23 protein-coding genes are annotated in these 24,922 nt (G+C 63.6%); 7 read left to right on the top strand and 16 right to left on the bottom strand.

All coding sequences use genetic code 11. From position 1 onward, the window contains the following. The first annotated feature begins 10 nt into the window (after positions 1 to 10). Complete coding sequence (locus tag AAIL67_RS05755; RefSeq protein ID WP_012840222.1) at positions 11 to 1,003, top strand: TRAP transporter substrate-binding protein; 993 nt, start codon at positions 11 to 13, stop codon at positions 1,001 to 1,003. Between the two features lie 78 nt (positions 1,004 to 1,081). On the opposite strand, the gene AAIL67_RS05750 is transcribed toward AAIL67_RS05755, so the two are convergent. Both AAIL67_RS05750 and AAIL67_RS05745 read right to left on the bottom strand, forming a co-directional pair. Next, positions 1,082 to 1,789, bottom strand: coding sequence for a GntR family transcriptional regulator (locus tag AAIL67_RS05750; RefSeq protein ID WP_034350795.1), 708 nt, complete (start codon positions 1,787 to 1,789; stop codon positions 1,082 to 1,084). Between the two features lie 173 nt (positions 1,790 to 1,962). Further along, positions 1,963 to 3,045 (bottom strand): Ldh family oxidoreductase, encoded by a 1,083-nt coding sequence (locus AAIL67_RS05745; RefSeq protein WP_231905825.1) that lies wholly within the window; start codon positions 3,043 to 3,045, stop codon positions 1,963 to 1,965. Between the two features lie 246 nt (positions 3,046 to 3,291). On the opposite strand from AAIL67_RS05745, the gene AAIL67_RS05740 reads away from it, so the two are divergent. Beyond that, positions 3,292 to 4,878 (top strand): aldehyde dehydrogenase (NADP(+)), encoded by a 1,587-nt coding sequence (locus tag AAIL67_RS05740; protein ID WP_343483562.1) that lies wholly within the window; start codon positions 3,292 to 3,294, stop codon positions 4,876 to 4,878. An 84-nt stretch (positions 4,879 to 4,962) separates the two neighbouring features. On the opposite strand, the gene corA is transcribed toward AAIL67_RS05740, so the two are convergent. From corA to tsaB, 4 genes are all read right to left on the bottom strand, one after another. Next, entirely contained in the window at positions 4,963 to 5,949 is a 987-nt protein-coding gene (gene corA, locus AAIL67_RS05735; protein WP_034350790.1) for a magnesium/cobalt transporter CorA, read from the bottom strand. A 212-nt stretch (positions 5,950 to 6,161) separates the two neighbouring features. After that, entirely contained in the window at positions 6,162 to 7,085 is a 924-nt protein-coding gene (locus AAIL67_RS05730) for a uracil-DNA glycosylase family protein (protein WP_063662188.1), read from the bottom strand. Further along, positions 7,076 to 7,588 (bottom strand): ribosomal protein S18-alanine N-acetyltransferase, encoded by a 513-nt coding sequence (gene rimI, locus AAIL67_RS05725; protein ID WP_012840217.1) that lies wholly within the window; start codon positions 7,586 to 7,588, stop codon positions 7,076 to 7,078. Before rimI ends, AAIL67_RS05730 begins: the two co-directional genes overlap by 10 nt. A gap of 7 nt (positions 7,589 to 7,595) precedes the next feature. Then, positions 7,596 to 8,312: a tRNA (adenosine(37)-N6)-threonylcarbamoyltransferase complex dimerization subunit type 1 TsaB gene (tsaB, locus tag AAIL67_RS05720; RefSeq protein ID WP_343483560.1), complete on the bottom strand. Its 717-nt coding sequence runs from the start codon at positions 8,310 to 8,312 to the stop codon at positions 7,596 to 7,598. 173 nt (positions 8,313 to 8,485) lie between these two features. Between tsaB and dacB the strand changes: the two genes are divergently transcribed. The 3 genes from dacB to AAIL67_RS05705 all read left to right on the top strand — a co-directional run bounded on the left by dacB (position 8,486) and on the right by AAIL67_RS05705 (position 12,056). Beyond that, positions 8,486 to 9,934 carry a D-alanyl-D-alanine carboxypeptidase/D-alanyl-D-alanine-endopeptidase gene (dacB, locus tag AAIL67_RS05715; RefSeq protein WP_343483559.1) on the top strand — a complete coding sequence of 483 codons (1,449 nt, stop codon included), beginning with the start codon at positions 8,486 to 8,488 and terminating at the stop codon, positions 9,932 to 9,934. Between the two features lie 272 nt (positions 9,935 to 10,206). Beyond that, positions 10,207 to 11,349: an SGNH/GDSL hydrolase family protein gene (locus AAIL67_RS05710; protein WP_343483558.1), complete on the top strand. Its 1,143-nt coding sequence runs from the start codon at positions 10,207 to 10,209 to the stop codon at positions 11,347 to 11,349. 35 nt (positions 11,350 to 11,384) lie between these two features. Continuing rightward, positions 11,385 to 12,056 carry an OmpW family outer membrane protein gene (locus tag AAIL67_RS05705; protein WP_034382270.1) on the top strand — a complete coding sequence of 224 codons (672 nt, stop codon included), beginning with the start codon at positions 11,385 to 11,387 and terminating at the stop codon, positions 12,054 to 12,056. 58 nt (positions 12,057 to 12,114) lie between these two features. Here AAIL67_RS05705 and AAIL67_RS05700 read toward each other — a convergent pair whose 3' ends face one another. From AAIL67_RS05700 to AAIL67_RS05655, 10 genes are all read right to left on the bottom strand, one after another. Beyond that, positions 12,115 to 13,281 carry an acyl-CoA dehydrogenase family protein gene (locus tag AAIL67_RS05700; RefSeq protein ID WP_253232945.1) on the bottom strand — a complete coding sequence of 389 codons (1,167 nt, stop codon included), beginning with the start codon at positions 13,279 to 13,281 and terminating at the stop codon, positions 12,115 to 12,117. Positions 13,282 to 13,317: 36 nt separating this feature from the next. Continuing rightward, positions 13,318 to 14,199: a hypothetical protein gene (locus AAIL67_RS05695; protein WP_224649228.1), complete on the bottom strand. Its 882-nt coding sequence runs from the start codon at positions 14,197 to 14,199 to the stop codon at positions 13,318 to 13,320. Beyond that, positions 14,192 to 15,025: an ABC transporter permease gene (locus AAIL67_RS05690; protein WP_224649227.1), complete on the bottom strand. Its 834-nt coding sequence runs from the start codon at positions 15,023 to 15,025 to the stop codon at positions 14,192 to 14,194. The genes AAIL67_RS05695 and AAIL67_RS05690 overlap by 8 nt, the downstream gene beginning before the upstream one ends. Next, positions 15,022 to 15,915, bottom strand: a complete 894-nt coding sequence (locus tag AAIL67_RS05685) for an ABC transporter ATP-binding protein (protein WP_224649226.1) — start codon at positions 15,913 to 15,915, stop codon at positions 15,022 to 15,024. The genes AAIL67_RS05690 and AAIL67_RS05685 overlap by 4 nt, the downstream gene beginning before the upstream one ends. Beyond that, on the bottom strand, positions 15,912 to 16,928 hold the full coding sequence (locus AAIL67_RS05680) for an ABC transporter substrate-binding protein (protein WP_003072550.1): 1,017 nt from the start codon (positions 16,926 to 16,928) through the stop codon (positions 15,912 to 15,914). The genes AAIL67_RS05685 and AAIL67_RS05680 overlap by 4 nt, the downstream gene beginning before the upstream one ends. Positions 16,929 to 17,038: 110 nt before the next feature. After that, the gene (locus tag AAIL67_RS05675) at positions 17,039 to 18,037 is read right to left on the bottom strand and encodes an L-threonylcarbamoyladenylate synthase (protein WP_343483557.1); all 999 of its coding nucleotides are present in this window, start codon (positions 18,035 to 18,037) and stop codon (positions 17,039 to 17,041) included. A 191-nt stretch (positions 18,038 to 18,228) separates the two neighbouring features. After that, positions 18,229 to 19,395, bottom strand: a complete 1,167-nt coding sequence (locus tag AAIL67_RS05670; protein ID WP_224649225.1) for a 5-(carboxyamino)imidazole ribonucleotide synthase — start codon at positions 19,393 to 19,395, stop codon at positions 18,229 to 18,231. After that, entirely contained in the window at positions 19,392 to 19,886 is a 495-nt protein-coding gene (gene purE / locus AAIL67_RS05665) for a 5-(carboxyamino)imidazole ribonucleotide mutase (protein ID WP_003072555.1), read from the bottom strand. Before purE ends, AAIL67_RS05670 begins: the two co-directional genes overlap by 4 nt. Before the next feature lie 100 nt (positions 19,887 to 19,986). Next, entirely contained in the window at positions 19,987 to 21,399 is a 1,413-nt protein-coding gene (locus AAIL67_RS05660; protein WP_034350756.1) for a hypothetical protein, read from the bottom strand. Then, positions 21,396 to 22,373, bottom strand: coding sequence for an ABC transporter ATP-binding protein (locus AAIL67_RS05655; RefSeq protein ID WP_224649222.1), 978 nt, complete (start codon positions 22,371 to 22,373; stop codon positions 21,396 to 21,398). Before AAIL67_RS05655 ends, AAIL67_RS05660 begins: the two co-directional genes overlap by 4 nt. Before the next feature lie 319 nt (positions 22,374 to 22,692). Here AAIL67_RS05655 and trxA point away from each other — a divergent pair, with 319 nt between their 5' ends. Then, on the top strand, positions 22,693 to 23,643 hold the full coding sequence (gene trxA / locus AAIL67_RS05650) for a thioredoxin (protein ID WP_034394605.1): 951 nt from the start codon (positions 22,693 to 22,695) through the stop codon (positions 23,641 to 23,643). Positions 23,644 to 23,828: 185 nt separating this feature from the next. Next, the gene (locus tag AAIL67_RS05645; RefSeq protein ID WP_343483556.1) at positions 23,829 to 24,881 is read left to right on the top strand and encodes a nuclease-related domain-containing protein; all 1,053 of its coding nucleotides are present in this window, start codon (positions 23,829 to 23,831) and stop codon (positions 24,879 to 24,881) included. Positions 24,882 to 24,922: the final 41 nt, after the last annotated feature.

Below are 24,922 nucleotides of genomic sequence, written 5' to 3'. Positions count from 1 at the left end.
GGAGTTTTTCATGACACTCAATCGACGCCACTTTCTTCAGACCACGGCTGTTGCCGCTGCTCCACTGGCCTTTGTGACGCCTTCGCGTGCGGCTGCGGCCAAGGAACTGCGCTTAGGCGTCATCACGCCTGCTGGGCATTCGTGGAACCGCGCGGCGGTGCAGTTTGGAGAAGCTTTGGCGAAAGAAACCAATGGCAGGCTCAAGGTGACCGTCTTTCATTCGGGTCAATTGGGTAATGAGTCGGCCATGATGCAGCAGCTGCAATCGGGTGCGCTGGACATGGGGTGGATTCAGGCGGCAGAGCTGGGAACGCGTGTTCCGAGCGTAGCCTCGATCAACGCGCCATATCTTGTCCGATCCACTGCTGCTGTAGCGAAGCTGGTCAAGACGCCTGCAGCCTTGAAATTGCTGGATGTGCTGCCGCGCGAAACCGGCTGCATCGGTTTGGGCTGGGGCATCACCGGCATGCGTGTGGTGTTCTCGAACAAGGAGATCAAGACGCCCAATGACCTCAAGGGTATGAAGCTGCGTATTAATCCGACGCCGGTTTACCGTGACTTCTACCAGTATTTCGGCGCAGCGCCGACTCCCATTCCCACACCTGCTGTGTTCGATGCCATGACCAATGGGCAAGTGGATGGACTCGAGGCGGATATAGAGCTCTCTTGGAGCCAGCGCTTTGACAAGGTGTCGAAACTGATGATGCCCATGAACGCGCTGTTCATGCCTGTGGCACCACTGTTCTCGGGTCGTATCTGGGCTACGCTGGATGGGAAGGACCGTGACCTGATTCGCCAATTGACCAGCCAAGCCTTGGACGGCCAGATCAACGATATCGTGACGACAGAGGTTGGCCTGCTGGAGAAACTCAAGAAGGAGTCGATTGTCATTCGCGATATCAATGCCTTTGACAATAAGCCTGCGATTGATGCCTTCGACAAGATCTGGCTGCCCAAAGCGCCTCAGATTGCAGAACTGCGCGCGGTGGGAGCCAAGCTCTGATTGATGATCGGGGGGCGCCGATTGGGAGGCGCCATGAATATGCACAGCAGGCCGCTCCCCTTGGGAGCGGCCTGCTGTTTAGCTTTCGATAATGCGTCTGGCAAAAGCTTCCAGATAGTCCATCAGGCGGTTGGCGCCGGTAATGGCAGCCGCTTCATCCCCGGTAGAGATACCCTGAGCCAGCTCCAGATGAGCAAGTGCGCCTTCAAGGATATCGCCTTCATGCTGGTAGGCATACCAAAAACGTCTGCACTGCACGATCAGAGGCGTGACGCTTTTGACTGCTGAACGGTTGCGGCTGGCAGTATGGATGATGGCATCGAGCGCATGATCCTCATGCATGTACTCTTCCAGGTTGCCGCGCTTGGCTGCAGCGACCATCTGCTTGGCACATTGGAGGATATCTTTGCGCTGCTGTACCGAGGCTCGCCGGGCAGCGCAAGCCGCCAACAGATTCTCCAGAACCCTGCGTGTCTGGATGACGTCCAGGTGCTCTGCCAGATCGATGTTGGAAACCAGTAGTCCGCGGCGCGGCTGCTGGACGATCAAGTCGATGGAGATCATGCGCAGCAATGCCTCGCGCACAGGCGTCCGGCCCATGCCCGTGCGCTCTGCCAACTCCGCCTCCACGATGGGACTTCCAGGCTCAAGTTGCATGGTCGACAGCATGGTTTCAATGGCGTCGTAGGCAAGGTCTGCAGCACGGCGCTTTACCGTAGGCAAAGTCTTGGTTTTTGTTGCAGCGGCTTTTACACGTGCAGCTGGAGATTTCTTGGAAGTTGGCATCAAAAAAGCGTGCTGGCGCCATCGTGTCGCAAGAGCAGAGATGGCGGGGTTTTGATTATATTGATCCGATATTTAGAATACATCATGGGCTTGGCGCTTGGTGCAGCCTGTGACAAAACTCTTTATCTGGATCTTTCTCCTCAGCAGAGGCATGCGAGCATGTTCTCATGAGCCTAGTTCAACAACTGCTGGATGTCACGCAGCAAGGGCTCGGGGATCTGCACATATCCATTGGCTAGACTGCGGCTTCTTGCGATAAAGCGGCGTTGGGAAGGCAGGCGCGCCCCTTGGCCGGTAATACTCTCGAACAGCTTTTCAGCACGTTGACGCTCTTCGATGAAATTGCCTGGGCTGAAAAATTGGGGATCAAATGCGATAACGATTTCCCCATGACAAGGGGTTGCACCGGCACCGTCGTCGATGCGCAGTGATTCAGCACTGGTCATGTCGCCAATCAATGGCCCGGCCAGCAGCTCGATCATGGTCGACAGGGCAGAGCCTTTGTAGCCGCCAAAAGTCAGCATGGCGCCTTGTTGGAGTACGGTTGTGGCATCGGTACTTGGTAAGCCTTCGGCGTCGACCCCCCAGCCTTCGGGCAGTGCGCGACCGCTTCTTTGGTAGAGCTCAATTTCACCGCGGGCCACTGCGCTGGTCGCAAAGTCAAAAATGTAGGGGTGAGAACCGACCCTGGGCCAACCAAAGGCGATCGGGTTGGTTCCGAAAACAGGTCGGCTTCCGCCCGCAGGGGCCACCCAGGAATGGCTGGGGGTCATGGCTAAGGCCGCAACGCCATGCTCGACCAAGGCTTCGATTTCGGGCCACAGGGCTGAGAAGTGATAGCAGTTGTTGATGGCCAAGGCTGCGATCCCGGTTGTCCGGACCTTCTCGAGCAGTACTTTGCTGCCCACCTCGAAAGCGAGTTGTGAAAAGCCGCGCTGTGCATCGACGGCGACGACGCCAGGCCCGCGGTCGCTGATGATGGGTATGGCATCGCGCACGACAGCGCCATGCTGGAGCGTGCGAGCGCACGATAGAACCCGGTACATGCCATGCGAATGGCACTCGTCGCGCTCTCCCGCTGTGATCACGCGCGCAATGGCTTGCGCATGTTCAGCAGACAGGCCGAGGTGGGTAAATACGCGATAGGCCAGGTTGTGCACCTCATCCAGCGTCAGCGCAGTGTGGCCTGGTTTCGATGCGGTTGTTTGAGCACTTTGGCCAGGGTGGTTCAGGTCGATGTTTGGCATGAGTTCCATGGCGTGCTCCTGTGCTTGGTTATGGACTGCTTGTTGACGTGCCCTGGTTGCGCGGAATGGCAAAGAAGCCTGTCAAGATTGATGGAAAATTTCATAAGGATAATTTAAATATATTATCAAGATACTTTATGATTTTCAAAGGCGCTCATATTCCTGACGAGATCGTGCGTTATCCAGGCGTTGCTTGCACTTCCTGGTCGGCTGGAGCTCTGCCATACCGATCCATAAACACATTAGGAGACAAAGATGCAAATTACTGGCGAAATGCTTATCGGCGCGAGTTCGGTGCGCGGCACAGAAGGACAGCAGCAAGCGTTCGATCCCCGCATGGATCAATTCATCGCAACGCCCACGTTCGGTATGGGAGGGCAGGCCGAAGTGGACAGGGCTGCCCAGTTGGCGGCGCAGGCATTTGATCCCTACCGTCAGCTGTCGCTTGCCAAGCGTGCAGAATTTCTGGAGCTGATTGCCGACAACATCATGGCTTTGGGTGATGCCTTGATCGAGCGCGCCATGGCCGAAAGCGGCCTGCCGCTGGTGCGCCTGCAAGGCGAGCGTGGGCGCACGGTTGGACAGTTGCGGCTGTTTGCCAAGGTGGTGCGCGATGGCCGTTTTATGAGCCCCGCCATCGACCACGCACAGCCCGAGCGCACGCCGCTGCCACGTGCCGACCTGCGTCTGGCCAAGATGGCACTGGGCCCGGTGGCGGTGTTCGGTGCGAGCAATTTTCCGCTGGCGTTCTCGGTGGCAGGGGGCGATACGGCGTCGGCCTTGGCTGCCGGTGCCCCTGTGGTCGTCAAGGCCCACAGCGCCCATCTAGGCACTTCCGAAATGGTGGGTCGAGCGATTCAGAAAGCGGTCAGAGATTTGGGGTTGCCCGAAGGGGTGTTTTCCCTGCTGATGGGCGCCGGGCGCAAGCTGGGTGAAGCATTGGTAGCACATCCTGCCATCAAGGCCGTTGGCTTTACCGGATCTCGCCAGGGAGGGCTTGCGTTGATGCGCATCGCCAACGCACGCCCGGAACCCATTCCCGTCTACGCGGAGATGAGCAGCATCAACCCGGTGTTTCTGATGCCGGCTGCCCTGGCCGCGCGTGCAGAGTCGATAGGGCGCGGTTTTGCCGATTCGCTGACGATGGGGGCGGGGCAGTTCTGCACCAATCCTGGGATGGTGGTGGTCATTGGTGACCGCAATGTGCAGCGCTTCATCGATGCCGCAAGCCAGGCGCTTGCCACCAAGCCGGCCCAGACCATGCTGACGCCGGGCATTCACCAGGCCTTTGATACCGGCGTTGCCAAGGTTGATGGCGTGGAAGGTGTGGAGAAAGTTGCACAAGGGCAGCCTGCGGATGGGCTGCACAATGCTGCGCAGGCCGCTCTGTATGTGACGGATGTGCAGCGCCTGTTGTCATCGCCTGTGCTGCAGGAGGAGATGTTTGGCCCGGCCTCTATTGTCATTCGGGCCAGGAATTTCGATGAGGTTCTTGAACTGGCTGAGCAACTGGAGGGCCAACTGACAGTGACGCTGCAGATCGATCCCGCAGACTATGCCGACGCGCAGCGCCTCATCCCCGTGCTGGAGCGCAAGGCGGGACGCATCTTGGCCAATGGTTTTCCGACCGGAGTCGAGGTATGCCACGCCATGGTGCATGGAGGTCCTTTCCCATCCACGTCCAACGCTATGTTCACTTCTGTGGGCGCCAGCGCCATTGACCGCTTTCTGCGCCCGGTGTGCTATCAGGATTTGCCGGATGTGCTGCTCCCAGCGGCTGTACAGCAAGCGAACCCGCAGGGACTTGCCCGAGTGATCAATGGCGATTTAGTGGCGCGTTGACTGGTGGCAAGCGCGCTCTTCGGCTCCAAGGAGAGGGCGCTTGCCTGTGTCGATGTGTGAGCGACCAGCTGTGCCGGGAATGTGTTATTTCAACCAGCCGCGTTTGCGGAAGTACAGCATGGGGCCGACGGCGCTCAGAATCATCAGGGCGACCACGTAGCCGTAGCCGAATTCCCACTCCAGCTCGGGCATGAACTTGAAGTTCATGCCGTAGACGCTGGCAATCAGCGTGGGCGGCAGCAGAGCCACGCTGGCCACCGAGAAGATCTTGATGATCTTGTTCTGATTGATGTTGATGAAGCCGACCGTGGCATCCATCAGGAAGTTGATCTTGTCGAACAGAAAGGCCGTGTGACTGTCCAGCGACTCGATGTCGCGCAGAATCTGGCGAGCCTCCTCAAACTGCTCGGCGTTGAGCATCTTGGAGCGCATCAGAAAGCTCACGGCGCGGCGCGTGTCCATGACGTTGCGGCGGATGCGGCCGTTCAAGTCTTCCTGGCGGGCAATGGCACCCAGCACTTCCTTGGCCATCTCGTCGGTCACATCGCCGGACAGCACCATCTTGCTGGCTTTTTCCAGGTCGTCGTAAATGCGCTCCAGCGTGTCGGCAGAGTACTCGGCATCGGCGTCAAACAGCTTGAGCAGAACGTCCTTGGCATCGTCGATCAAGCCGGGCGCACGGCGCGCTCGCATGCGCAGCAGGCGAAAGACAGGCACATCCTCGTCGTGGATGGAGAACAGCACGCCATGGCTGCGCAGCGCTGCGTTGTGCTGGTTGACGATGAAGGCCACGCGCACCGAGCGGGGGTCTTCGTCGTCGTCGATCAGAAAGTCGCTGCGGATATGCAGCTCGCCATTGTCTTCTTCGTAAAAACGCGCCGATTCCTCGATGTCGTCGTCCATCGCATCCTCAGGGATGGACAGCTCGTAGTGCTGCTTGATCCAGCGCTTTTCTTCGAGGGTTGGCGATTCCAGATCGACCCAGACGGGGCGAAAGCGTTCAAGGTCTGCCAGGGACTCGATTTCTTCCTGAACGAGTCGACCATTGGCTAGCGTAAAGATGTTGAGCATCAGCTCACTCCCGGTTGTTCTTGAGGTTCTGCAGGGATCAGGGCGCTTTCAACCCCCACAGTCTTCACCGGGAGCTGAAAGCTACCAACTAGGGTAGGTTTCCACGGATGTCTTTCAGTAATTCGAAGCCAGTGATTATGCTACGTTGCACTGCAGCATGTCGCGTGCGTCATAGTTGGGCAAGTGGGTAAGCGGGGCTTGTCGCCCGCCTGTCACAGCCCCTTGGTAAACGCGTCGGCCTGCACCAGATCGGCCCAGGCTCCGGCCTTGGCCTGCGGCGCACGCAGCAGATAGTTGGGGTCGTAGGTCACCACCGTGGGCACGCCTGCAATGTGGTGCGGTTCGGCCCGCAGCCGGCCCAGCGCGTCATGGCGGCCCAGCACAGCGCGTGCACTGGCCAGGCCCAGAACCAGCACGCAGTCCGGGCGCAGTTCGCGCAGCAGAGCCTCCAGGGCGGGTTGCAGCGCCTGGGCATGGCTGAGGTCGGCATCGGGCGGCGCACGGTGCAGGGCGGCGCTGAAGACACGCGGTTTTTCCTGCAGTCCGAGGGCACGCAGCATATTGTCCAGCAGCTTGGCGGCATCGCCCTGCAGCGCCGTCTGGGCGCTGTCGGCCGCAGGCCTTTGCGCCGGGCTCAGCAGGGGCGGGTTGGCGGCAGGCTCCAGCAGGATCAGCCAGCCGCCTTGCTCGGCGCTGTGCACATGCTGCGGCGCATGGGGGTAGACCAGCTGGGCGGGACTGATGGTCCAGCCGAGGCCAGGCTCGCCTGCCGGGCCTGCGGCGGGTTGCTGCACAAACTGACGAGGCTCGTGCGCCCGGTGCCCGGACAGATTCTGGGGCGGTGGGCTGGCGGGCCTGGCGGTCTGGGCGGGCGGCTGAACCGGTGCCGGCGCTGCCTCGGCCGCGGGTGCAGCGGCCTGAGCCATGGGCGGAGTTACGGGTGGGCTTACTGGGGCCGGCGGCGCCACGCGCATTGCCGGTGCCGCGACGGGTAGGGGCTCGGCAACCGGTGACGGTGCGGCGGCGACTGCAGTGACTGCAGCCACTGCCAGGGGTTCCACGGGCTCGGGCAACCAGACGGTGATACCCATGGCTTCCAGCATGGCCCGCTGGCGGGCGTCCAGGTTCAGGGCCATAGTTTCAGACTCATGAGCACCGCATGTTCGCGCGGGCCGTTGGGGTTGGGGTAGTAGTTCTTGCGCAGCCCGACTTCGGCAAAGCCATGCCTGAGATAGACCTCGCGGGCGCGGGCATTGCTTTCACGCACTTCCAGCCAGATCCATTGGGCGTTCTGCTGCCGCGACCACAAAGCCAGCGCATCGAGCAGCACGCGTGCCCAGCCCTGGCGCTGGCAGGCCGGGTTGACGGTGATATTGAGCAGATGCACCTCGTCCAGCGCCTGCATGGCGACAAAGTAGCCCAGCAACTGGTGATCGGCATCGACCAGCAGCTGTATCTGGTAGCCGGCCACCATGGCATCCTGGAAGTTGCCGCGCGTCCAGGGATGGACATAGGCCTGCTCCTCGATCGGGAGCAGGGTGTCAAGCCAGAGCGCGGACAGCGGCTCGAAATGCACCAGGGATGCCGCATCCTGGGCGCTGGCGTCGGCGGCGAGTGTGGAGCTGCTGGGCAAGGTCATTGGGCGCTTATTGGGAGGCGATGCCGGTTGCATCGGGTGTGAGGGCTGCGGCGGCCTTTTCGGCTTCGCGCTCGGCCGTGGTTTTAGCCACTTTATCTCGGATATAGCGCGGCAGCGCCTCTTCGGCAGGCACCGCGCAGCCTTTTGCCAACAGTGCCGGTGCCAGGCGCAGCATGGCCGTGGCCGTGGGCATGGCGTGCACATGGCGGGCAGCGGGCGCCAGCAGCTCGGGGTAGACGGGCTGGGCATTGCCCGCCACGGCATGGCCGGCTGCAGCCTGCAAAGCCTCGGGGGCGCACAGGCCGAAGTCCTCGGGCTCGATCCACTGGCCGTCCACATAGCGGAACGCGGCGTGATAGACCTCGTGCATGCGCGCGTCGAGCACGGCCTCTACCTCGGTGCAGCCATGCAGATGACGGGCCTCTTCGGCCACGGTGAGCAGCGAGTCCACAGGCAGCACGGGCACCTTGGCGGCAAACGCCAGACCCTGGGTGATGGCGCATGCCGTGCGCAGGCCCGTGAAGGAGCCGGGGCCGCGCCCGAAGGCAATGGCGTCCAGCTGCGTGAAGCTCAGCCCCGCATCCTTCATGAGCTGGCGGATGGCCGGCAGCAACTGGGCCGACGACTGCTGCGCGCCCGGCCCGCTGTGCTGCCAGATGGCATCGCCACGCTGGACGGCAACAAACAGGGTATCGGTACTGGTGTCGATGGCGAGAAGATTCATGTTCGGCGGGGCGTCAGCCGCAGGCGGGCTGGAGCGCAATAAGGGCTGCACTGGGCTGCACTGGGCTGCAGGAGAGGGCAGCATAGCCCTGCATTATCGGACGCCCGGAGCCAGCTTGCCGCGGGCGCTGCCAATGCCCGGCATGGGCGCAGCCCGGCGTAGACTCTGGCCCCATGCTGCAGACTCCCTTCTTTCTTCGCAAGACCCTGAGCGCACTGGGCGCATCGTTGCTGGCGCTGCTGGCCCAGCCCGCGCTGGCGCAGTCCCTGCCTGCCGACACCCGCATTCCCGCCGCCGTGGACGCGGCGCTGCAACGCGCCAAGATTCCGCGCGATGCCGTATCGCTGCTGGTGATGAATGTGGATGGAAAATCGCCACCGAACCTGGCCTGGCGCACGCACCAGGCCATGAATCCGGCCTCGGTCATGAAGCTGGTCACCACCTATGCGGCGCTAGACCAACTGGGCCCGGCCTATGTCTGGCGCACGCCCGTCTATCTGGGCGGCCCGGTGGTCGATGGCGCCTTGCGCGGCAATCTCTACATCCAGGGCCAGGGCGATCCCAAGCTGGTGCTGGAGCGCCTGTGGCTGATGCTGCGCCGCCTGCAAGGCATGGGCATCAAGGTCATCGTGGGCGATATCGTGCTGGACCGCAGCGCCTTTCAGCTGCCCACGCATGATGCGGCGGTCTTCGACAACGAGCCCTGGCGGCCCTACAACGCCTCGCCCGATGCGCTGCTGATCAACTACAAGGCCGTGGCGCTGAATATTGCTCCTGATACAGGAGCTGGTATCGCCCGTATTCAATACGATCCAACAATGTTTGGTATGGAAAACCAGCAAACGGTCGCGCTGGCTGCTCCTACTTCTGATTGCGGCGACTGGCGCAGCAAAATGCAGCTGGACATGAACAATCCGCAGCGCATCGCCTTCAACGGCAGCTATCCGGCAAGCTGCGGCGACAAGAGCTGGTCCATCGCACCGGCGCAGCCCGAGCGCTTTGCGGCCAAGGCCATAGAAGGCATGTGGCGCGAGCTGGGCGGCAAGCTCACCGGAGCCGTGCGCGACGGCAGCGTGCCCCAGGGCCTGCAGCCGGTGTTCCAGCTGGAGTCTCCGGCACTGTCCGAAGTGGTGCGCGACATCAACAAATACAGCAACAACATCATGGCCCAGCATGTGCTGCTCACCCTGGGCATGCAGCGCACCGGCGTGGCCAGCTTCGACTCCGCGCGCCAGTCGCTGGCACAGTGGTGGGCCGCGCGCTGGGGCAATGCCGAGCAGCCCGTGGTGGACAACGGCGCAGGACTGAGCCGCAATGCCAGCATCACGGCCAACGGACTGGGGCAGATGCTGCAGAACGCCTGGGTCTCGCCCGTGATGCCGGAATTCGTCTCCTCCATGCCCATCGTAGGCGTGGACGGCACGCTGCGGCGCAGCAAGAGCCGGTTTGCAGGCGCCGCCCACCTCAAGACCGGCAGCCTGCGCGACTCGGCCGCGCTGGCCGGCTATGTCGACGGTGCCAGCGGCCAGCGCTATGTGCTGGTGGCCATGGCCAACCATGCCAATGCAGCGGCAGCGCGCACGGCCTGGGATGCGCTGGTGGACTGGACGGCGGCCCAGTAGCCGCCCGGGGGCGGCCGCTCTATCCCTGCCCAATCACCGGCCTTTGCCCGCCTCGACAAACCGGACCAAGGTCCGGTTTTTTTGTTGCGCGACAGCCTGATGACCCGCTTATTGGGCGTTGGATTTTTGTCCGACCATCGGTAATTGCCCGATAACAACGCGGGGATGAGTGTCGCTAGGATGACGCTGAGGAAAAAAGCACGACCGTGCGATTCACAACACCTCGGGAGAACATCATCTTGGCAAGCAAACTCAAACTCTTGGCGGCTGCAATGGCAACGGTGGGCCTGCTGGTGGCCTGTGGCGGCGGAGGCGGTGCCGACACCACCCCCAAGGCCAAGGTCACCTCGGTCAAGGTCATGGGCGACAGCCTCTCGGACAGCGGTACCTTCGGCTTCAAGTTCACGGTACAGGGCTCGGCGCCCACCGGGGCTGGCTCGACCATGATCTGGCCTGAGCGCATTGCCGACCAGTTCAGCCAGAGCTTGTGCGCCCACTTTCGTGCCGGTGACGAAAATCTCACGACTTATCAGGAAGTCGCCACCTGCACCAACTACGCAGTGGGTGGTGGCCGCGTGAACCCGCTGGATGCGCCGACATCGCCCAAGTCGGTTCTGGTGCAGATCCAGGCCGCATCCAAGGCTGGATTCAGCGCCGATGATCTCGTCGTCATCGATGGCGGCGCCAACGATGCCGCCGACGTGATCGGGGCGCTGATTGCCGCTGCCAAGGGCAATTCGCAGCCGCTGAACGCCATGGTGGCCTGGCTGGATTCCAAGGCTCCGGGCACGTCCACGGCCCTGATGACCCAGGCCGGAGGCGATGCCTCCAAGTTTGCCGGCCTGGCGGCGGGTGCCTATCTGCAGACCCTGGCCAAGACTTTTGCCGGCTCCATTGCGCAGAATGTGGTCGCCAAGGGCGCCACGCGTGTGGCCGTGCTGAATGTTCCCGCCATTACCAAGACACCGCGCTTCCAGATGGTCCTGGCCAGCATTGCCAAGGCCGCAGGCGGCGGGGATCAGGGGGCTGCTGCGGCCGCCAAGCAGGAAGCGTCATTCGATGCCCTGGTACAGGTCTTCAACAACCAGCTGGCTGCCAGTCTGGCAGGCCAGTCCCAGGTGGTCCTGGTCGATTTCTACACCGAGTTCAAGAGCCAGATCAGCAACCCGGCCCAGTACGACTTCGATAACGTGAAGGACCCGGTCTGCCCGATCACTGGCGTGGACGCAAGCGGCCTGCCCACCTATACCTTCCCCACCTGCACGGCGGCGGCCTTGAGTGCCACACCCGGCAAATCCAGCCCTGACTGGTGGCAGCACCATGTCTTTGCCGACAGTTTCCACCCCACGCCTTACGGCCATCAGCAAATGAGCCAGCTGGTTTCCCGCTCTCTGGCCCAGAAGGGCTGGCTGTAAATCCGTCCGCACCTCAATAACAAGGAGACAAAACCATGAAAATTTCTGTGCGGATCATTGCAGCCGCTGCTGCGCTGGCGGCCTGCGGTCTGGCCAGCGCCCAATCGGCCGGAAGCTGGATGGCGCGTGTGGGCGTGACTCATCTGTCGCCTGATGTGAGCAGCGGCAATCTGTCGGCGCCGTCCTTTCCCAACACCAAGGTCGACGCCGGCAGCAATACTCAGCTGGGCGGCGGCATCACCTATATGGTGACCGACAATCTGGCTCTGGACGTGCCTCTGGCCACGCCCTTCAAGCATGACCTGTCGGGAGCAGGCTCGATTGCCGGCGTGGGCAAGCTGGGCAGCACCAAGGCGATACCCGCGACGCTGATGCTGCAATACCGCTTCAACGAGGCCAAGGCCGCGTTCCGCCCCTATCTGGGAGTCGGTGTCACCTATGCCCATTTCTATGGCGAAAAGACCACGGCCACGCTCAACGGTCTGAGCGGCGGCACGCTGGCCAATCCGACCACGGCCGAGCTCGACGACAAGTTCGGCGCGCTGGCGCAGCTGGGCTTTGTCTACAACTTCAACGAGCGCTGGTTTGTGGATGCCTCCTACTCCAAGAGCTTTCTGAAGACCAAGATCCACCTGTCTTCGGGTCAGAGCGTCAGCGTCAGGCTCAATCCCGATGTGTTTGCCATGGCCATAGGCTATCGCTTCTGAGTCGGCACGGCCGACACGAAAAATCCGGGCTGGTCCCGGATTTTTTTTGTGTTGCGGCTCAGTTGTAGTGCTGGGCCGAGGGCTCTTCGCCATGCACGGCCCAGCGGCCCAGGGCCTGGAGCTTGTAGTCCAGCGGATCGTGCAGGGTATGGGTGCGCACATTGCGCCAGAAACGGTCGAAGCCGAGATCGGCATGGGTGCCGCGCGAGCCCACCACATCGAACATTTCCTGGGTGGCGAACAGGGTGCAGCGATGGGCCATGACCTTGGCTTCGAAGACGGCGATGGCGACCTCGGCGCGTTCCGCTGCGCTCAGCGCAGGGCCGCGCTGCCAGGCTTTTTGCAGCAACTCTGCGCCGTGGTCGGCCATCAGGGCTGCTCCCGAAATCTGGGCCTGCATCTCGCCCATGCGGCGCAGCAGATAGGGATCGTCGGTGGCGCGCTCCACCGCCGAGCCCAGCCAGGGGCGGCCATGCTCGCGCGCGTAGTCGCGTGCCTGCCGGCGTGCGCCCTGGGCCACGCCGACAAACAGATTGACCAGCACCAGCTGAGCCAGGCAATTGCGCAGCATATGAAAGGCCGTGACTTCGGCATTCTCGTCGCGCATGACGGCGCTGGCGGGAAGCTGGACGCGATTGAACTGAACCGAGCCGCTGTCGGTCTGACGCTGGCCCATGGGGTTCCAGTCATCCTTGACGGCAATGCCGGGCGAGGCGGTTTCAAGCAGGCCCAGAACCGGCTGCGCATGGCCTGCCACGCTGGCCGATACCGTCAGGTAATGAGAGCCGCGCGTGCCCGAGCAAAAGCCTTTCAGACCGTCGAGCACATAGCCGCCGGCGAGCTCCGAGCTGCGGGGCAGGGCCTGCAGACGCGTGTCGCGCGGGTTCAGTGCATTGCCCCACCAGCCGTTCTCGTCGATGGTGCGGCGCAGCCAGAGGCGCTGCTGCTGGCGCGAGCCGTAGATCAACACGGTGGCGACCTGAAGCTGGTGAAACGCCAGCACATGGGCCAGGGCGCTGTCGACTGCGGCCAGGGCCCGGACATGGCGGTAGATGTCGGGCCAGTTCAGCGCATCGCCGCCATGTTCGTGGGGGATGGCCAGGCGCAGCAGGCCGGCATCGCGCAGCAAGGCTTTTTCCGCTGCCGCATGGCCGCCCTGGCGGTCGCGTGCGACGGCAGTTTTTTCCAGGGTGCCGAGTACGTCGTTGAAGTGACTGGAGAACATGGTGAAGAAGGTGGAGAGCGGAAAAGAGGCGGGAGGTCAGTGGCAGATGGCTCCGTCTTCCAGCAAGGAAGCTTCCAGCGCAATCGTGCTGACGCGGTTGTCCTGCGCGCGTTGCTGCAGACCGCTGCGCTGCCATTGCTGGACGGCGTGCTGCAGCCAGCGGGTGGACTGCGCATCGGCTTTGGCCAGACGGATATGGGCCTGATCCGTGGTGCGAAAGCGGTTGCCGAGGCGAGTGTAGAAGCGCCAGTTGTCCTGTTGCAGCAGGCGCGTGATGACCTCTGGCGACTCGGCCAGAACATGGCATTTGCCGGCCAGGAAATCGCTGACTGCATGAATGCTGGAGGACGCGAAAAGAGGCTGCAGGCCCTGGGCCTGCAAGGTGCTGGCAGAGGCCTGACCCGTGGCGACGCAGGCCGTGGGTCTGAGGGCGGCCTTCTGCGCCACATGCGGCAGCCAGGAGCTCCAGTGACCGGGGGCATGGCGGCTCCAGAGGGAGGCCTGCTGCTTGAGCACCAGCAGTTGCAGGCTCTGCGGCATATAGCTGCCGCCGGTCTGTCGATCAGCAGCGGATTGGCCGTCCTGCGGCGCCACGCCTTCGAGCACCAGGTCTGCATCGCTTGCGGGGGTGATTTTGACGCTGGTGCCCAGTTGCCGGCCCAGCCAGTCCGCCAGCGCCAGGTCATAGGCATCGGGCTCTGGCGGCAAGGCTTCGCCGGGCAGGGCAGGGCGCGCATAGCTGCGCAGGGCCACATGCAGCACACCATTGCGCCGGGCCTGCTGCAGCACCGGGCCTGCAGTCTCGATGTCGCCGAGCTGCGGCAAGGCGGGCCAGAGCACGCCAGCGCCGGCGGCAGCGGCCGCCAGCGCGGTACCGGCAATCGCCAGGCGCCGCCAGGACTGCACCGGCCTACTCATGGAATTCCAGCCCGCTGCGCCAGCGCGTCAGGCGCTTTTCGAGCAAGGCCAGCCCATAGTTGAGTGCCAGGCCCAGAATGGCCAGCAGCACGATGCCGGCGTACATGCTGGGGATCTGGAAGATTTCCTGGGAGTTCAGCGTGAGAAAGCCCAGGCCTGCATGCGAGCCGATCATCTCGGCAGCGACCAGCGCGGTGATCGAATAGGCACCCGCCAGTCGGATGCCGGTGAAGATGGACGGTGCCGCCGCAGGCAGGATGACCTTGAAGAAGATGAAGCCGTGCGAGGCCCCCATGGACAGCGCCGAATGAATCAGCAGTTTTTCCACCTGCTTGACGCCGCTGATGGTGTTGAGCAACACCGGCCAGAAGGCCGCCCAGAAGATGATGGCGATCTTGGACGCCTCGCCGATGCCGAAGAACAGCAGAAAGACCGGAAACAGCGCCAGGGCAGAAACCTGACGGAACAGCTGAAGCAAGGGGTCGACAAAGGCCTCGAAGCGGCGCACCACGCCCATCAGCAGACCAAGCGCCACGCCTGCCACGACGGCCAGAATCAGCCCTGCCAAGGAGCGCTGCAGGCTGGCCGCCACATGCTTGCCCAACTGGCCGGTCTGCGCCAGCTGAACGATGGCTGCCAGAACCGCGGATGGCGGGCTGAGAAAGGCCGAATTGACCAGCCCCGAGCGCGGCAGGAATTCCCAGATGGCAAAGAACAGCAGCACGCAGGCCGAGCGCTCCAGCCATTGGAGCCCGAGTTGCCGGGAGGAAAGCAGTGACACCGGCTTGGCGGGGCGCCGGGATGGGGATGCGGCCAGTTGACTCATATGGCAAATCCTCGCAAGGCCAGGCTGAAATCAGGGGCGGTGGGCAGCAGCGGTGCCAGCGGTTGCTGGCGGTGACCGCTGGCAAAGGCGACTTCGTCGCGCAGTACATCCCAGGCCTGTTCGCGCAGCTGCACAAAGGCCGGGGCGTGGCGTATCTCGGCGGGGCGCGGACGCGGCAGCGCTATGTCCAGAACGGATTTGATGCGACCGGGTCGGTGCGTCATGACGGCGATGCGATCCGACAGATAGATGGCTTCATCGAGGCTGTGGGTGATGAAGACGATGGTGGTCTTGTGCTGCTCCCAGATGCGCAGCAGCTCGGACTGCAGGATTTCGCGTGTCTGGGCATCCAGGGCGGCAAACGGTTCGTCCATCAGCAGCAGGCTGGGCGAATAGGCCAGGGAGCGGGCGATGGCCACGCGCTGACGCATCCCGCCCGAGAGTTCGTGCGGGTAGCGCTGGCCGAAGCCGGCCAGGCCCACCAGATGCAGAAACTGCTCGGCAGTCTCCCGGCGCTCGCGTTTGGGAATCTTGCGAATCTCCAGCCCGACCTCGATGTTCTGAAGCACGGTACGCCACGGAAACAGCGCATAGCCCTGGAACACCACGCCCTGCTCGCGGTTGATGCCGCTGGCCGACTGGCCGTCGATGCTGATGCTGCCGCCGCTCTTGCGCGCCAGCCCGGCCAGCACATTGAGAAACGTGGACTTGCCGCAGCCTGAAGGGCCGAGGAGGGTGAAGAACTCGCCTTCACGGATATCGAGATTGAAGTCCTGCAGGGCGGCGATCTGCTGCTTGCGGCCGCGCTCGTCGGCAATGGCGAAATCCATGCGCACATCGCGTGCCCGGATCTTGATGGCGGAGCCGGAGTCGTCGAGGGCCGTGCTCATGTCGCAGCTCCCTTGGCAAAGGGGTTGAACTCGTTGGTGTACACATCCTTGACCGCCACCTTGCCCGGCTGCAGCTTGCCTTCACGCTCCAGCACGTCGATGTAGTACTGGATGGGCGGCTCGGTGATGATCTGGTCGTCCACATAGGCATAGCGCTCCACATGCTTGAGCTCCATGCCCAGGCGCTCGGCCGTGTAGCGGCGCGCTTCGTCGGTGTTGGCGTTGACCCAGTTGCCGGCCTTGGCGATGGCGGTGACCACATCGCGCACGGCCTGCGGGTTCTCGCGCGCAAACTTGCCGTTGACGCTATAGGGTGCCATGCCGCCCAGGCCGCGGTCCAGGTCGTAGTCGGTCCACAGACGCTGCAGCTCGGGGTTGGCTTCGGCGCCGCCGGAATGGGGCGGGTGGATGATGGCCAGATCCACATTGCGGCCGATCACGGCCTGCTCGCCCTGGTTGTCGGGAACGACCAGGAAGTTGATCTTGTTGACGTCGGCGCCGTGCTCGCGGAAATAGGTCTTGGAGACAAACTCGGCGCAGGCGCCGAAGCTGTTGAAGCCTATGGTCTTGCCTTCCAGATCCCTGGGCGTGCGGATGCCCGAATCCTTGCGCACGAAGTACTTCATATGCGGTGCCTCCTGCAGCGTCTTGCTGCCGGCGGCAATCACCTTCATGTCGGCCCCGGCCGCAATGGCCGAAATCACCAGCGGCACCATGCGCGAGCCGAAATGGATGTCGCCCGTGCCGACCAGCGGAATGATCTGGGGGGCGGCAATCTTGCCCACATAGTTGGGGCGGGTGGAGGTCCCGTCGAAGTAGCCCAGTCTGTCGGCCAGATAGATCAGGTCGAAAGAGGGGTTGTCGGGGTAGTTGAAGGGAACGACCTTGCCATTTTGTGCCGTGCGGGTGGTTTCGCTGCTGGCTTGGTTGTCGGAGCGCGAGCAAGCCGCCAAGCCCAGGGATGCTGCACTGATGGACAGAAGCTTGCCAAGCGCGTCGCGACGGGTTCCCATGGTTCTAACCTTTGAAGTTGCTGTTGAAGCAAGCAAGGTTAGAGAAGGCGTCTAATAAAGAAAACGAATAAAAATTTGTATCTTTACTTGAAAATCAGCTAAGAGGCCACTCAGCCCGCAGCCGCCGCACGTTGCAGGCGGTCGCGCACGCCTTCCCAGTCGGCGGTGTCGGGCGGGGTTTCGATCCAGATTAGCTTGGCGCCCCAGTCGTCGAAATTGCGCAGCATGCCGAACAGCTCGCGGGCCACGTCGCGCGGCTCGTCGGACATGCGGCGCAGCAGCAACTGGGCGGTGGTGACATTGAGGGGGCTGCGGTGATAGATGGCAATATTCCTGCCATCCTTGCCCAGGATGTCCAGCGCCGATTGCAGCTGTCCGGCATCCATGAGCCGCACCTTGGCGTTGGGCGCGTAGTGCGCCAAAAGCGTTCCCGATGCACGCGGGGTATCCGCAGTCAGCTCTTCTTTCGAGAGCGGTCGCAGGCCGCAGGCACGCGCTATATCGTCACGCGTGATGGCGCCGGGGCGCAGCAGCACGGGCACGCCCCGCGTGCAGTCGACGATGGTCGATTCAATGCCCACTTCGCAGGCGCCGCCATCGAGCACCAGCAGTTCTTCGCCAAACTCGGTGGCCACATGCTCGGCCGTGGTGGGGCTGACGCGGCCGAACTTGTTGGCGCTGGGGGCCGAGACGCCCCAGACCGGCGGATCGAGCTGCTGGCAGGCCTGCAGCACCGCATGGGCCACGGGGTGGGAGGGGCAGCGCAGGCCCACGCTGTCCTGACCGCCGGTCGATGCCTTGGCGGCATGCGGCAGGCGCGGCAGGATCAAGGTAAGTGGCCCAGGCCAGAACGCGTCGATCAACTGCTGGGCAAAGACCGGGACTTCCTTGGCATAGCGCGTGATGGCGGCGGCGTCGGCCACATGCACGATCAGCGGATGGTTGGCCGGGCGGCCCTTGGCGGCAAAGATCTGCGCCACGGCCGCATCGTTGTCGCTGTCCGCGGCCAGACCGTAGACCGTCTCGGTGGGCAGGCCCAGCAGCCGGCCTTGCTGCAGCGCAGCAGCAGCGGCTTGCACCGAGGGTTCCAGCGTTCCATCCAAGATCATTTCAATTCCTCTTTCATGCACTGCGCCGCCGTATGTGCGGTGCTTTTGCGCTTGCAGAGCATCAGCGAAGGACGCCGAGCAAGGGCCGCCCCGCAGCGAGGGCGTCGTCCCCCTCCCGCGTAGCGAGAGAGGGGCGCCCGGCTAGGGGGAAGCGGCGGTGCCGCCTAGGCAAAGCCGCTCAGGGGGTGTTATCAGAACGCAGCAATGCCGAGGATTTCAGCGGCCTTCAAAGCGGTTTCACGCGCTTTTTCGGGGCTTGCCGCGGTGATGTTCAAGTGGCCCATCTTGCGGGCTGGCTTGGCATCGACCTTGCCGTACAGATGCAGGTGGGCACCGGGCAGGGCCAGGATCTGATCCCAGGCCGGAGCCTTGGCGGTTTCGCCGTCCTTGAACCACAGATCGCCCAGCAGGTTGAGCATCACGGTGGCGCTGTGCTGGCGCGGCTGCACCAGGGGCAGATTGGTCATGCAGCGAACCTGCAGCTCGAACTGCGACACATCCATCGCGTTCTGGCTGTAGTGGCCGCTGTTGTGCGGGCGCGGGGCGATCTCGTTGACCACCAGCTGGCCGTTGTCCAGCACAAAGAATTCCACGCAGAGCACGCCCACGTAATCGAGGCCGATAGCTACGGATTTCGCAGCAGCTACCGCTTGCTCTGCCTGCGCTGCGGGCACGTTTCCTTCGTAGACCTCGGTCACGGCCAGAATGCCGTCGCGGTGCAGATTGCGCTGCACGGGCAGGTTGACGATGTCGCCATTGCGGCCGCGCGCCACGATGACCGAGCATTCGTGCGCCAGCGGCAGCATTTTTTCGAGCACGCAGGCAACCTGCTTGAGCTCGCTCCAGGCCTTGATCAGCTCGTCGCGGGTCTTGACGCGGATCTGGCCCTTGCCGTCATAGCCCATGCGTGCGGTCTTGAGGATGCCGGGCAGCAGCGCGTCGTTGACGGCGGCCAGCTGCTCGGCCGTCTCGATCACGGCATAGGGGGCGCAGGGCACGCCGCACTTCACGAAGTGGGCTTTTTCGGCGGCGCGGTCCTGGGCGATCGCCACGGCCGAGCCGGCGGGCGATACGGGCAGGCTCTCGGCCAGCTTGTTCAGCGAGCCTGCGGGCACGTTTTCGAATTCGGTGGTCACGGCCGCGCAGAGTCCGGCCAGCTCGGCCAGGCCCTGGGCGTCCTCATAGCCGGTGCGCACATGTTGGTGGCTCACCAGACCGGCGGGGCTGGTCTCGTCCTTGTCCAGCACGGCGGTGAAATAGCCCATGGCCTGTGCGGCATGGGCAAACATGCGGCCCAGCTGACCGCCGCCGAGCACGCCCAGCGTCGCGCCGGGCAGGATCACATCGGTGTTGCTCATGCGTTCACCGGCAGAGTCATGTTGCGGGCGGCCTCGGTCTGCTCGGCGCGGAAGGCTTCGAGCTTTTTGCGCAGCTCGGCATCCTCGTTGGCCAGCAGGGCCACGGCAAACAGGGCCGCATTGGCAGCACCGGCATTGCCGATGGCAAAGGTGGCCACGGGCACGCCCTTGGGCATCTGCACGATGGAATGCAGCGAATCCACACCCTGCAGGTGACGGCTGGCCACGGGCACGCCCAGCACCGGCACGGTGGTCTTGGCGGCAATCATGCCTGGCAGGTGGGCAGCACCGCCGGCGCCGGCGATGATGGCCTTGAGGCCACGGTCGGCTGCGGCTTCGGCAAAGCGGAACATGTCGTCCGGCATGCGGTGGGCCGACACGACCTGCGCTTCAAAAGCGATACCGAATTGCTGGAGGATGGCAACTGCGTGTTGCATGGTGTCCCAGTCGCTGCTGGAACCCATGACCACGCCAACTTGGATGGGGTTCATGTTCTTCAGGGCGCTGCCGCCCGGCCTAGTGGAACCCCTGATTTTACGGTTTCGCCGCATTGCCGCCCGACTGTGGGGCATAGCCGTCCGGGCAAAGCAACTATGACTCCCGGATATGGGCCGCCGCGTTATCGCGCGCAAAGCCCAGCACGCGGTCCCTGAAGACATGGATGACCCAGGCCAGCGTGACCAGGATCTGCAGGCTCAGGGAAGCCCAGGGCACATAGCTGAGCCAGGCACCGGCTTGCTCTATGCCGTCCGGCGAGCTCATCCACATGGCCACCACGGGCTGAACAAACATGGCACCTGTATAGCCGCCCATGCCATAGGCCAGCAGCGGCGCGGCGATGTTGAGGATCAGCCAGGCGATGACAAACGAGGCCAGGGGAGACTTGAGCCTGCCCGCCAGCAGGGCGAAGCCGGTCAGCAGCAGGCAGTCGCGCAGCAGATGCAGACACAGATAGAAGGTAAAGCTGTTGAGCTTGCCGCTGATGGCCGCCTCCAGGCTTTGGGGGGCGAACAGCAGCAGCAAGGCCATGGCAAAGCCCAGCAGCAGGCTGACCGGCCACAGCGGCAGCGCCTCCAGCGCTTCGCGCCAGCGCTGGCGGCTGGCCGACCATTGAACCTGGCGCCAGGCGCGCAGATGCTGGTCCATATGCTGCAGGGCGACATAGGCGGTGCCGATCAGCGCGATCCAGGCTGTGCTGCTGAAAAATTCGGCAATGCCCAGATTGAGCGAGCCGGCTGCGAAAAATCCAGTCAGCGCCAGACCCAGAGGCCAGGCCCAGGGCAGGGTGCGTACATCGAGTCGGGTGCAAAGCTGGCGCCACAGGGCCAGCAGCCCCAGGCCCAGCACCAGGGTTCCGGCCAGATAGGCTAGGCCCAGGCCGCCCACATTCAGGCCCCACCAGAAGACCGGCTCGGCGTCGATGTCCACAATGCCTTTGTAGACATGGTCGATAAAGGGGCCGGGTGCGAAGAACAGGATCAGCAGAGGCAGCAGTGCCGCTCGCCGGCGATTGATGGGCCTGTCCCTCAGCCCCCAGCTCATGAGCACGGAGTTCATGGCCCAGGTCTGCAGGCCCAGGCCCCAGATCACGGCCAGGCCAATCGTGTGTTGCAACTTCAGGGGCTCCAGCGCCCAGAAGTGGGTCACACCCGCCACGGCCAGCGCAAACCACAGCACATACAGCCAGGCAGGCAAGGTGGCGCCCAGCAGCTTGCCCCAGGCCATCTGCCAGGGCGTGAGCACGGACAGACGTTGCCAGTCCCAGGTGTTCTGGCTGGCTTCCTCGGCCAGGCTGCGCCCGGCCAGCACGCTGCCATAGATGATGGCGGCCAGATACAGGCCGGCAATGGCGGTCATGCTCAGCGTGCCGGGCAGACCCTTGGCAGAGGACAGGGCGAAGGGCAGTGCCAGGATGAGCAGGCTCAGGCCCAGGCTCCAGGCCAGCAGCGAGGGGCGCCAGTTCAGCCAGAGCTGGCGCTGGAATTCGGGATTGCGTTGGCTCATGCTTGCTCCTGACTTTCGGTATCGCGGGCCTGGGCAGTGCGCGCATAGCGGTCCTGCAGCCGCTCGCGCACCGGGTACAGCGCGGCGACGGGAATGCCTGCCTGCACCAGCTGGGCCAGCCATTGGGCGCGTGCGCTGGCGGCGGCCGGCAGCCAGAGCTGGATCGGGCGGCGGCCTGTGGTGTCGAAGTCCTGCACCGAGGTGCTCAGCAAGGCCTGACGCAGGCGGGCCTCAAGGCCTTCGCTCTGCTCCATGACCACTTCCAGCGCATAGAGCTGGGGTTGCTGGCCGACAGCGGCGGGCTGGCCCGGGCCGTGGGCGTTCTGCAGCGCCTCATGGCTTTCGATGCGGCCGTCGCGGATGCTCAGGATATGGGTGCAGTACTCGTCCAGTTCGCTGAGGATGTGGCTGGAGACGATCAGCGTCATGCCCTGGGCCTGCAACTGGCGAAACAGCGTCGAGAGGCTGCTGCGCGCATCGGGATCGAGGCCGCTGGCCGGCTCGTCGAGCAGCAGCACGCCGGGCTGGTGGACGATGGCCTGGCCGATCGCCACGCGCTGGCGCTGACCGCGCGAGAGTTCGGTCGGGTGGCGGTGCAGCAGCTCCGTCAGGCCCAGCTGGGTGGCCACCTGCCGTACGCGGGCATCCACGTCACCGGGTGCAACGCCCATGGACAGGGCCGAGTACTGCAGGCAGCGCATCACGCTGAGCCGGTCGTACAGACCATAGAAGTCCGAGAGATAGCCCAGGTGGCGGTGCACCTCGCGCGGCTGTTCCTCGACCGACAGGCCTTTGACACGGATATGGCCGGACAGCGGCTGCTCGAGGCCGGCGATGCAGCGCATCAGTGTGGATTTGCCGGCGCCGTTGGGGCCGACGAGTGCCGTCACGCTGCCCGCAGCGATGGACAGGCTCACGCCGTCGAGGGCACGGTGGCCCGGATATTCAAACACCAGTTGTGAAACTTCAATCAAGTCTGCGCTCCTTGGTTCGCAAGCAATATAGCCCAGGGGCGAGCGAGACCGCGGGGCGGTTACTCTTGAAACCGTAGCTGCTTGCGCATGCAGTCCATTGGTTTTCGGTATAAAACACCTTGAATCGACCTTGAAACATGCGCAGGCTGCTCCCATCTGAGTAGCAAAGACCCGGTCCGCGCTGGTCTATGGCTTGCGCTCGCGCATTTGCGTGGAGAATCGCAGCATCGCGCGGTGGGCACTCTGCTGGAGTGGCCGGTTCGCAGACTTTTCAGCGCCGCTGCCCGCGTGGCAGCGCACAAGCAGCATTGGGAATCACATGATTGACGTCACCCTCGAGAATTTTGAAGCCGAAGTCGTAGCCGCCTCCATGGCCGTACCCGTGCTGGTGGACTTCTGGGCACCCTGGTGCGGCCCCTGCAAGACGCTGGGCCCGGTGCTCGAAAAGCTGGAAGTTGCCTATGAAGGCCGCTTCAAGCTGGTCAAGATCGACTCCGATCAGGAGCAGCAACTGGCCAGCATGTTCGGCATCCGCTCCATCCCGACCTGCGTGCTGATGATCGGCGGCAAGCCCGTGGATGGCTTCATGGGCGCCCAGCCCGAAGGCAAGCTGCGCGAGTTCCTGGACAAGCATCTGCCCTCCGAGGGCGAGCTGTCGGCCGAGGCTGACGCCGACGAAGCCCAGGCCCTGCTGGAGTCCGGCGACACCCAGGCCGCGCTGCAAAAGCTGGCCGATGCGCTGGCGGCCGACCCGGCCAACGACGATGCGCGCTTTGACTATGTGCGCCTGCTGATCGCCACCGGCAGCTTCGAGGAAGCTGCAGCCCTGCTGGCCGAGCCCGTCAAGCGCATTCCCCAGCCGCTGCGCTTCGAAGCGCTGAACCAGTGGCTCAAGGCGCTGGAATTTGCCGTGCAGGACGACAATGCCGATGTGGCCAAGTACGACGCCGCCATCGCCGCCAACAAGCGCGACTTTGACGCCCGCTTCGGCCGTGCGCGCGCGCTGCTGGCCCACAGCCAGTGGACCGATGCCATGGACGAGTTGCTGGAAATCATCATGCGCGACAAGACCTGGAACGAGCAGGCGGCGCGCAAGCTCATCGTCGGCGTGCTGGAGCTGCTGACCCCGCCCAAGCCCAAGAAGCAGGACGCCGTTCCCGGCAAGACCAGTGGCGGCATCGAGCTGCTGGGCAAGAACAGTGCCGAGCAGGACGAGGCGACGGCGCTGGTCAACAGCTATCGCCGCAAGCTGAGCATGGCGTTGAATTAAACCTCCCCCTGAGGCGCTTTGCCTGGGCTGCCCCGCGCCTTCCCCCTGGCCGGGCGTCCCTCTCTCTACGCGCTGCGCGCTATGGGAGGGGGGCGATGCCTTCGGCTGGGCGCCCCCGCCGCGAGGCGGCTCTTGCTTGGCATCTCTGACTTTTGTACGCGCCAGTGTTTGACATGGTGGGATCAATGAATCAGATTCTTTCCACGGCCTTTGATGGCCTGTTTTTGTATCTGGGGCTGGCGCTCGCATTCATGGTGCTGGCGGCCGTGCTGCGCTCGCCGCGCTTCAAGGGCTGGCGAGGCGAGCGGGCCGTGCAGGCAGCGATTCGCCGGCAGCTCGATCCGCTGGTCTATGTGGACATGCACAACGTCACCCTGCCCACGGCGGATGGCGGCAGCACGCAGATCGACCATCTGATCTTTTCGCCCTACGGCCTGTTTGTGCTGGAAACCAAGAACTACCAGGGCTGGATCTTCGGCACCGAAAAGCAGCGCGAATGGACGCAGCAGATCTTCAGAAAGCGCAGCCGCTTCCAGAACCCGCTGCGCCAGAACTACAAGCACATCAAGACCTTGCAGGCGTTGCTGGACATCGCACCTGAGCATCTGCACTCGGTGATCGCCTTTGTGGGTGACTGCGAGTTCAAGACCGAGATGCCGGCCCATGTCACGCGCGGCCTTGGCTTTGTCGGCCATATCCAGAGCTTTACCCAGCCCGTGTGGAGCCCCGAGCAAATGCAGGCGCTGCTGGACAAGCTCGAAGAACTGCGGCTGCAGCCCGGTCGTGCCACCGACAGGCGGCATGTGGCGCATGTCCGGCAGTTGCAGGCGGCCAGCAAGGCGCGCAAGCCCAGGCAGGAGCCGGTGGCGGAAACCGCTGACCAGCTGGTCAGGCCGCCCGCGCCCGAGAAGGTGGATGTTCTGCTGGAGCCTGTCATGTCGGCGCCACCTTCGGCAGCGGTCGATAGGGATCTGTCGGCGCAGGTGTCGCCCGCCCAGCCTGCCGTTGCGGCTCCTGCCAGGTTGGCTGACGCTGCGGCAGAGGCTGCAGAGCCGGTGCGGCACGGACGAGCCGATGCTGTGCCGGTCTGCCCGCAATGCGAATGGCCGCTGCGCAAGTTGCTGATGCAGCGCGGGCCGCTGGCGGGGCAGGCTATCTGGCGCTGTACCAATGCGGTGGCCTGCAGCTTTGTGCGCGGTGATCAGGTGCTTGCGCGAGCGTCTGAGACTCCTGAATAATGAGCTGCAAGCGCTTTGTCTGTATGCGTTGAAGGCCGAAA

Origin of the sequence: Comamonas sp. A7-5 (assembly GCF_039581385.1) — a bacterium.
GTDB lineage: Bacteria > Pseudomonadota > Gammaproteobacteria > Burkholderiales > Burkholderiaceae_C > Comamonas > Comamonas thiooxydans.
The sequence above is the reverse complement of the archived record's forward strand: the minus strand, read 5'-3'. Positions and strand labels throughout refer to the sequence as shown.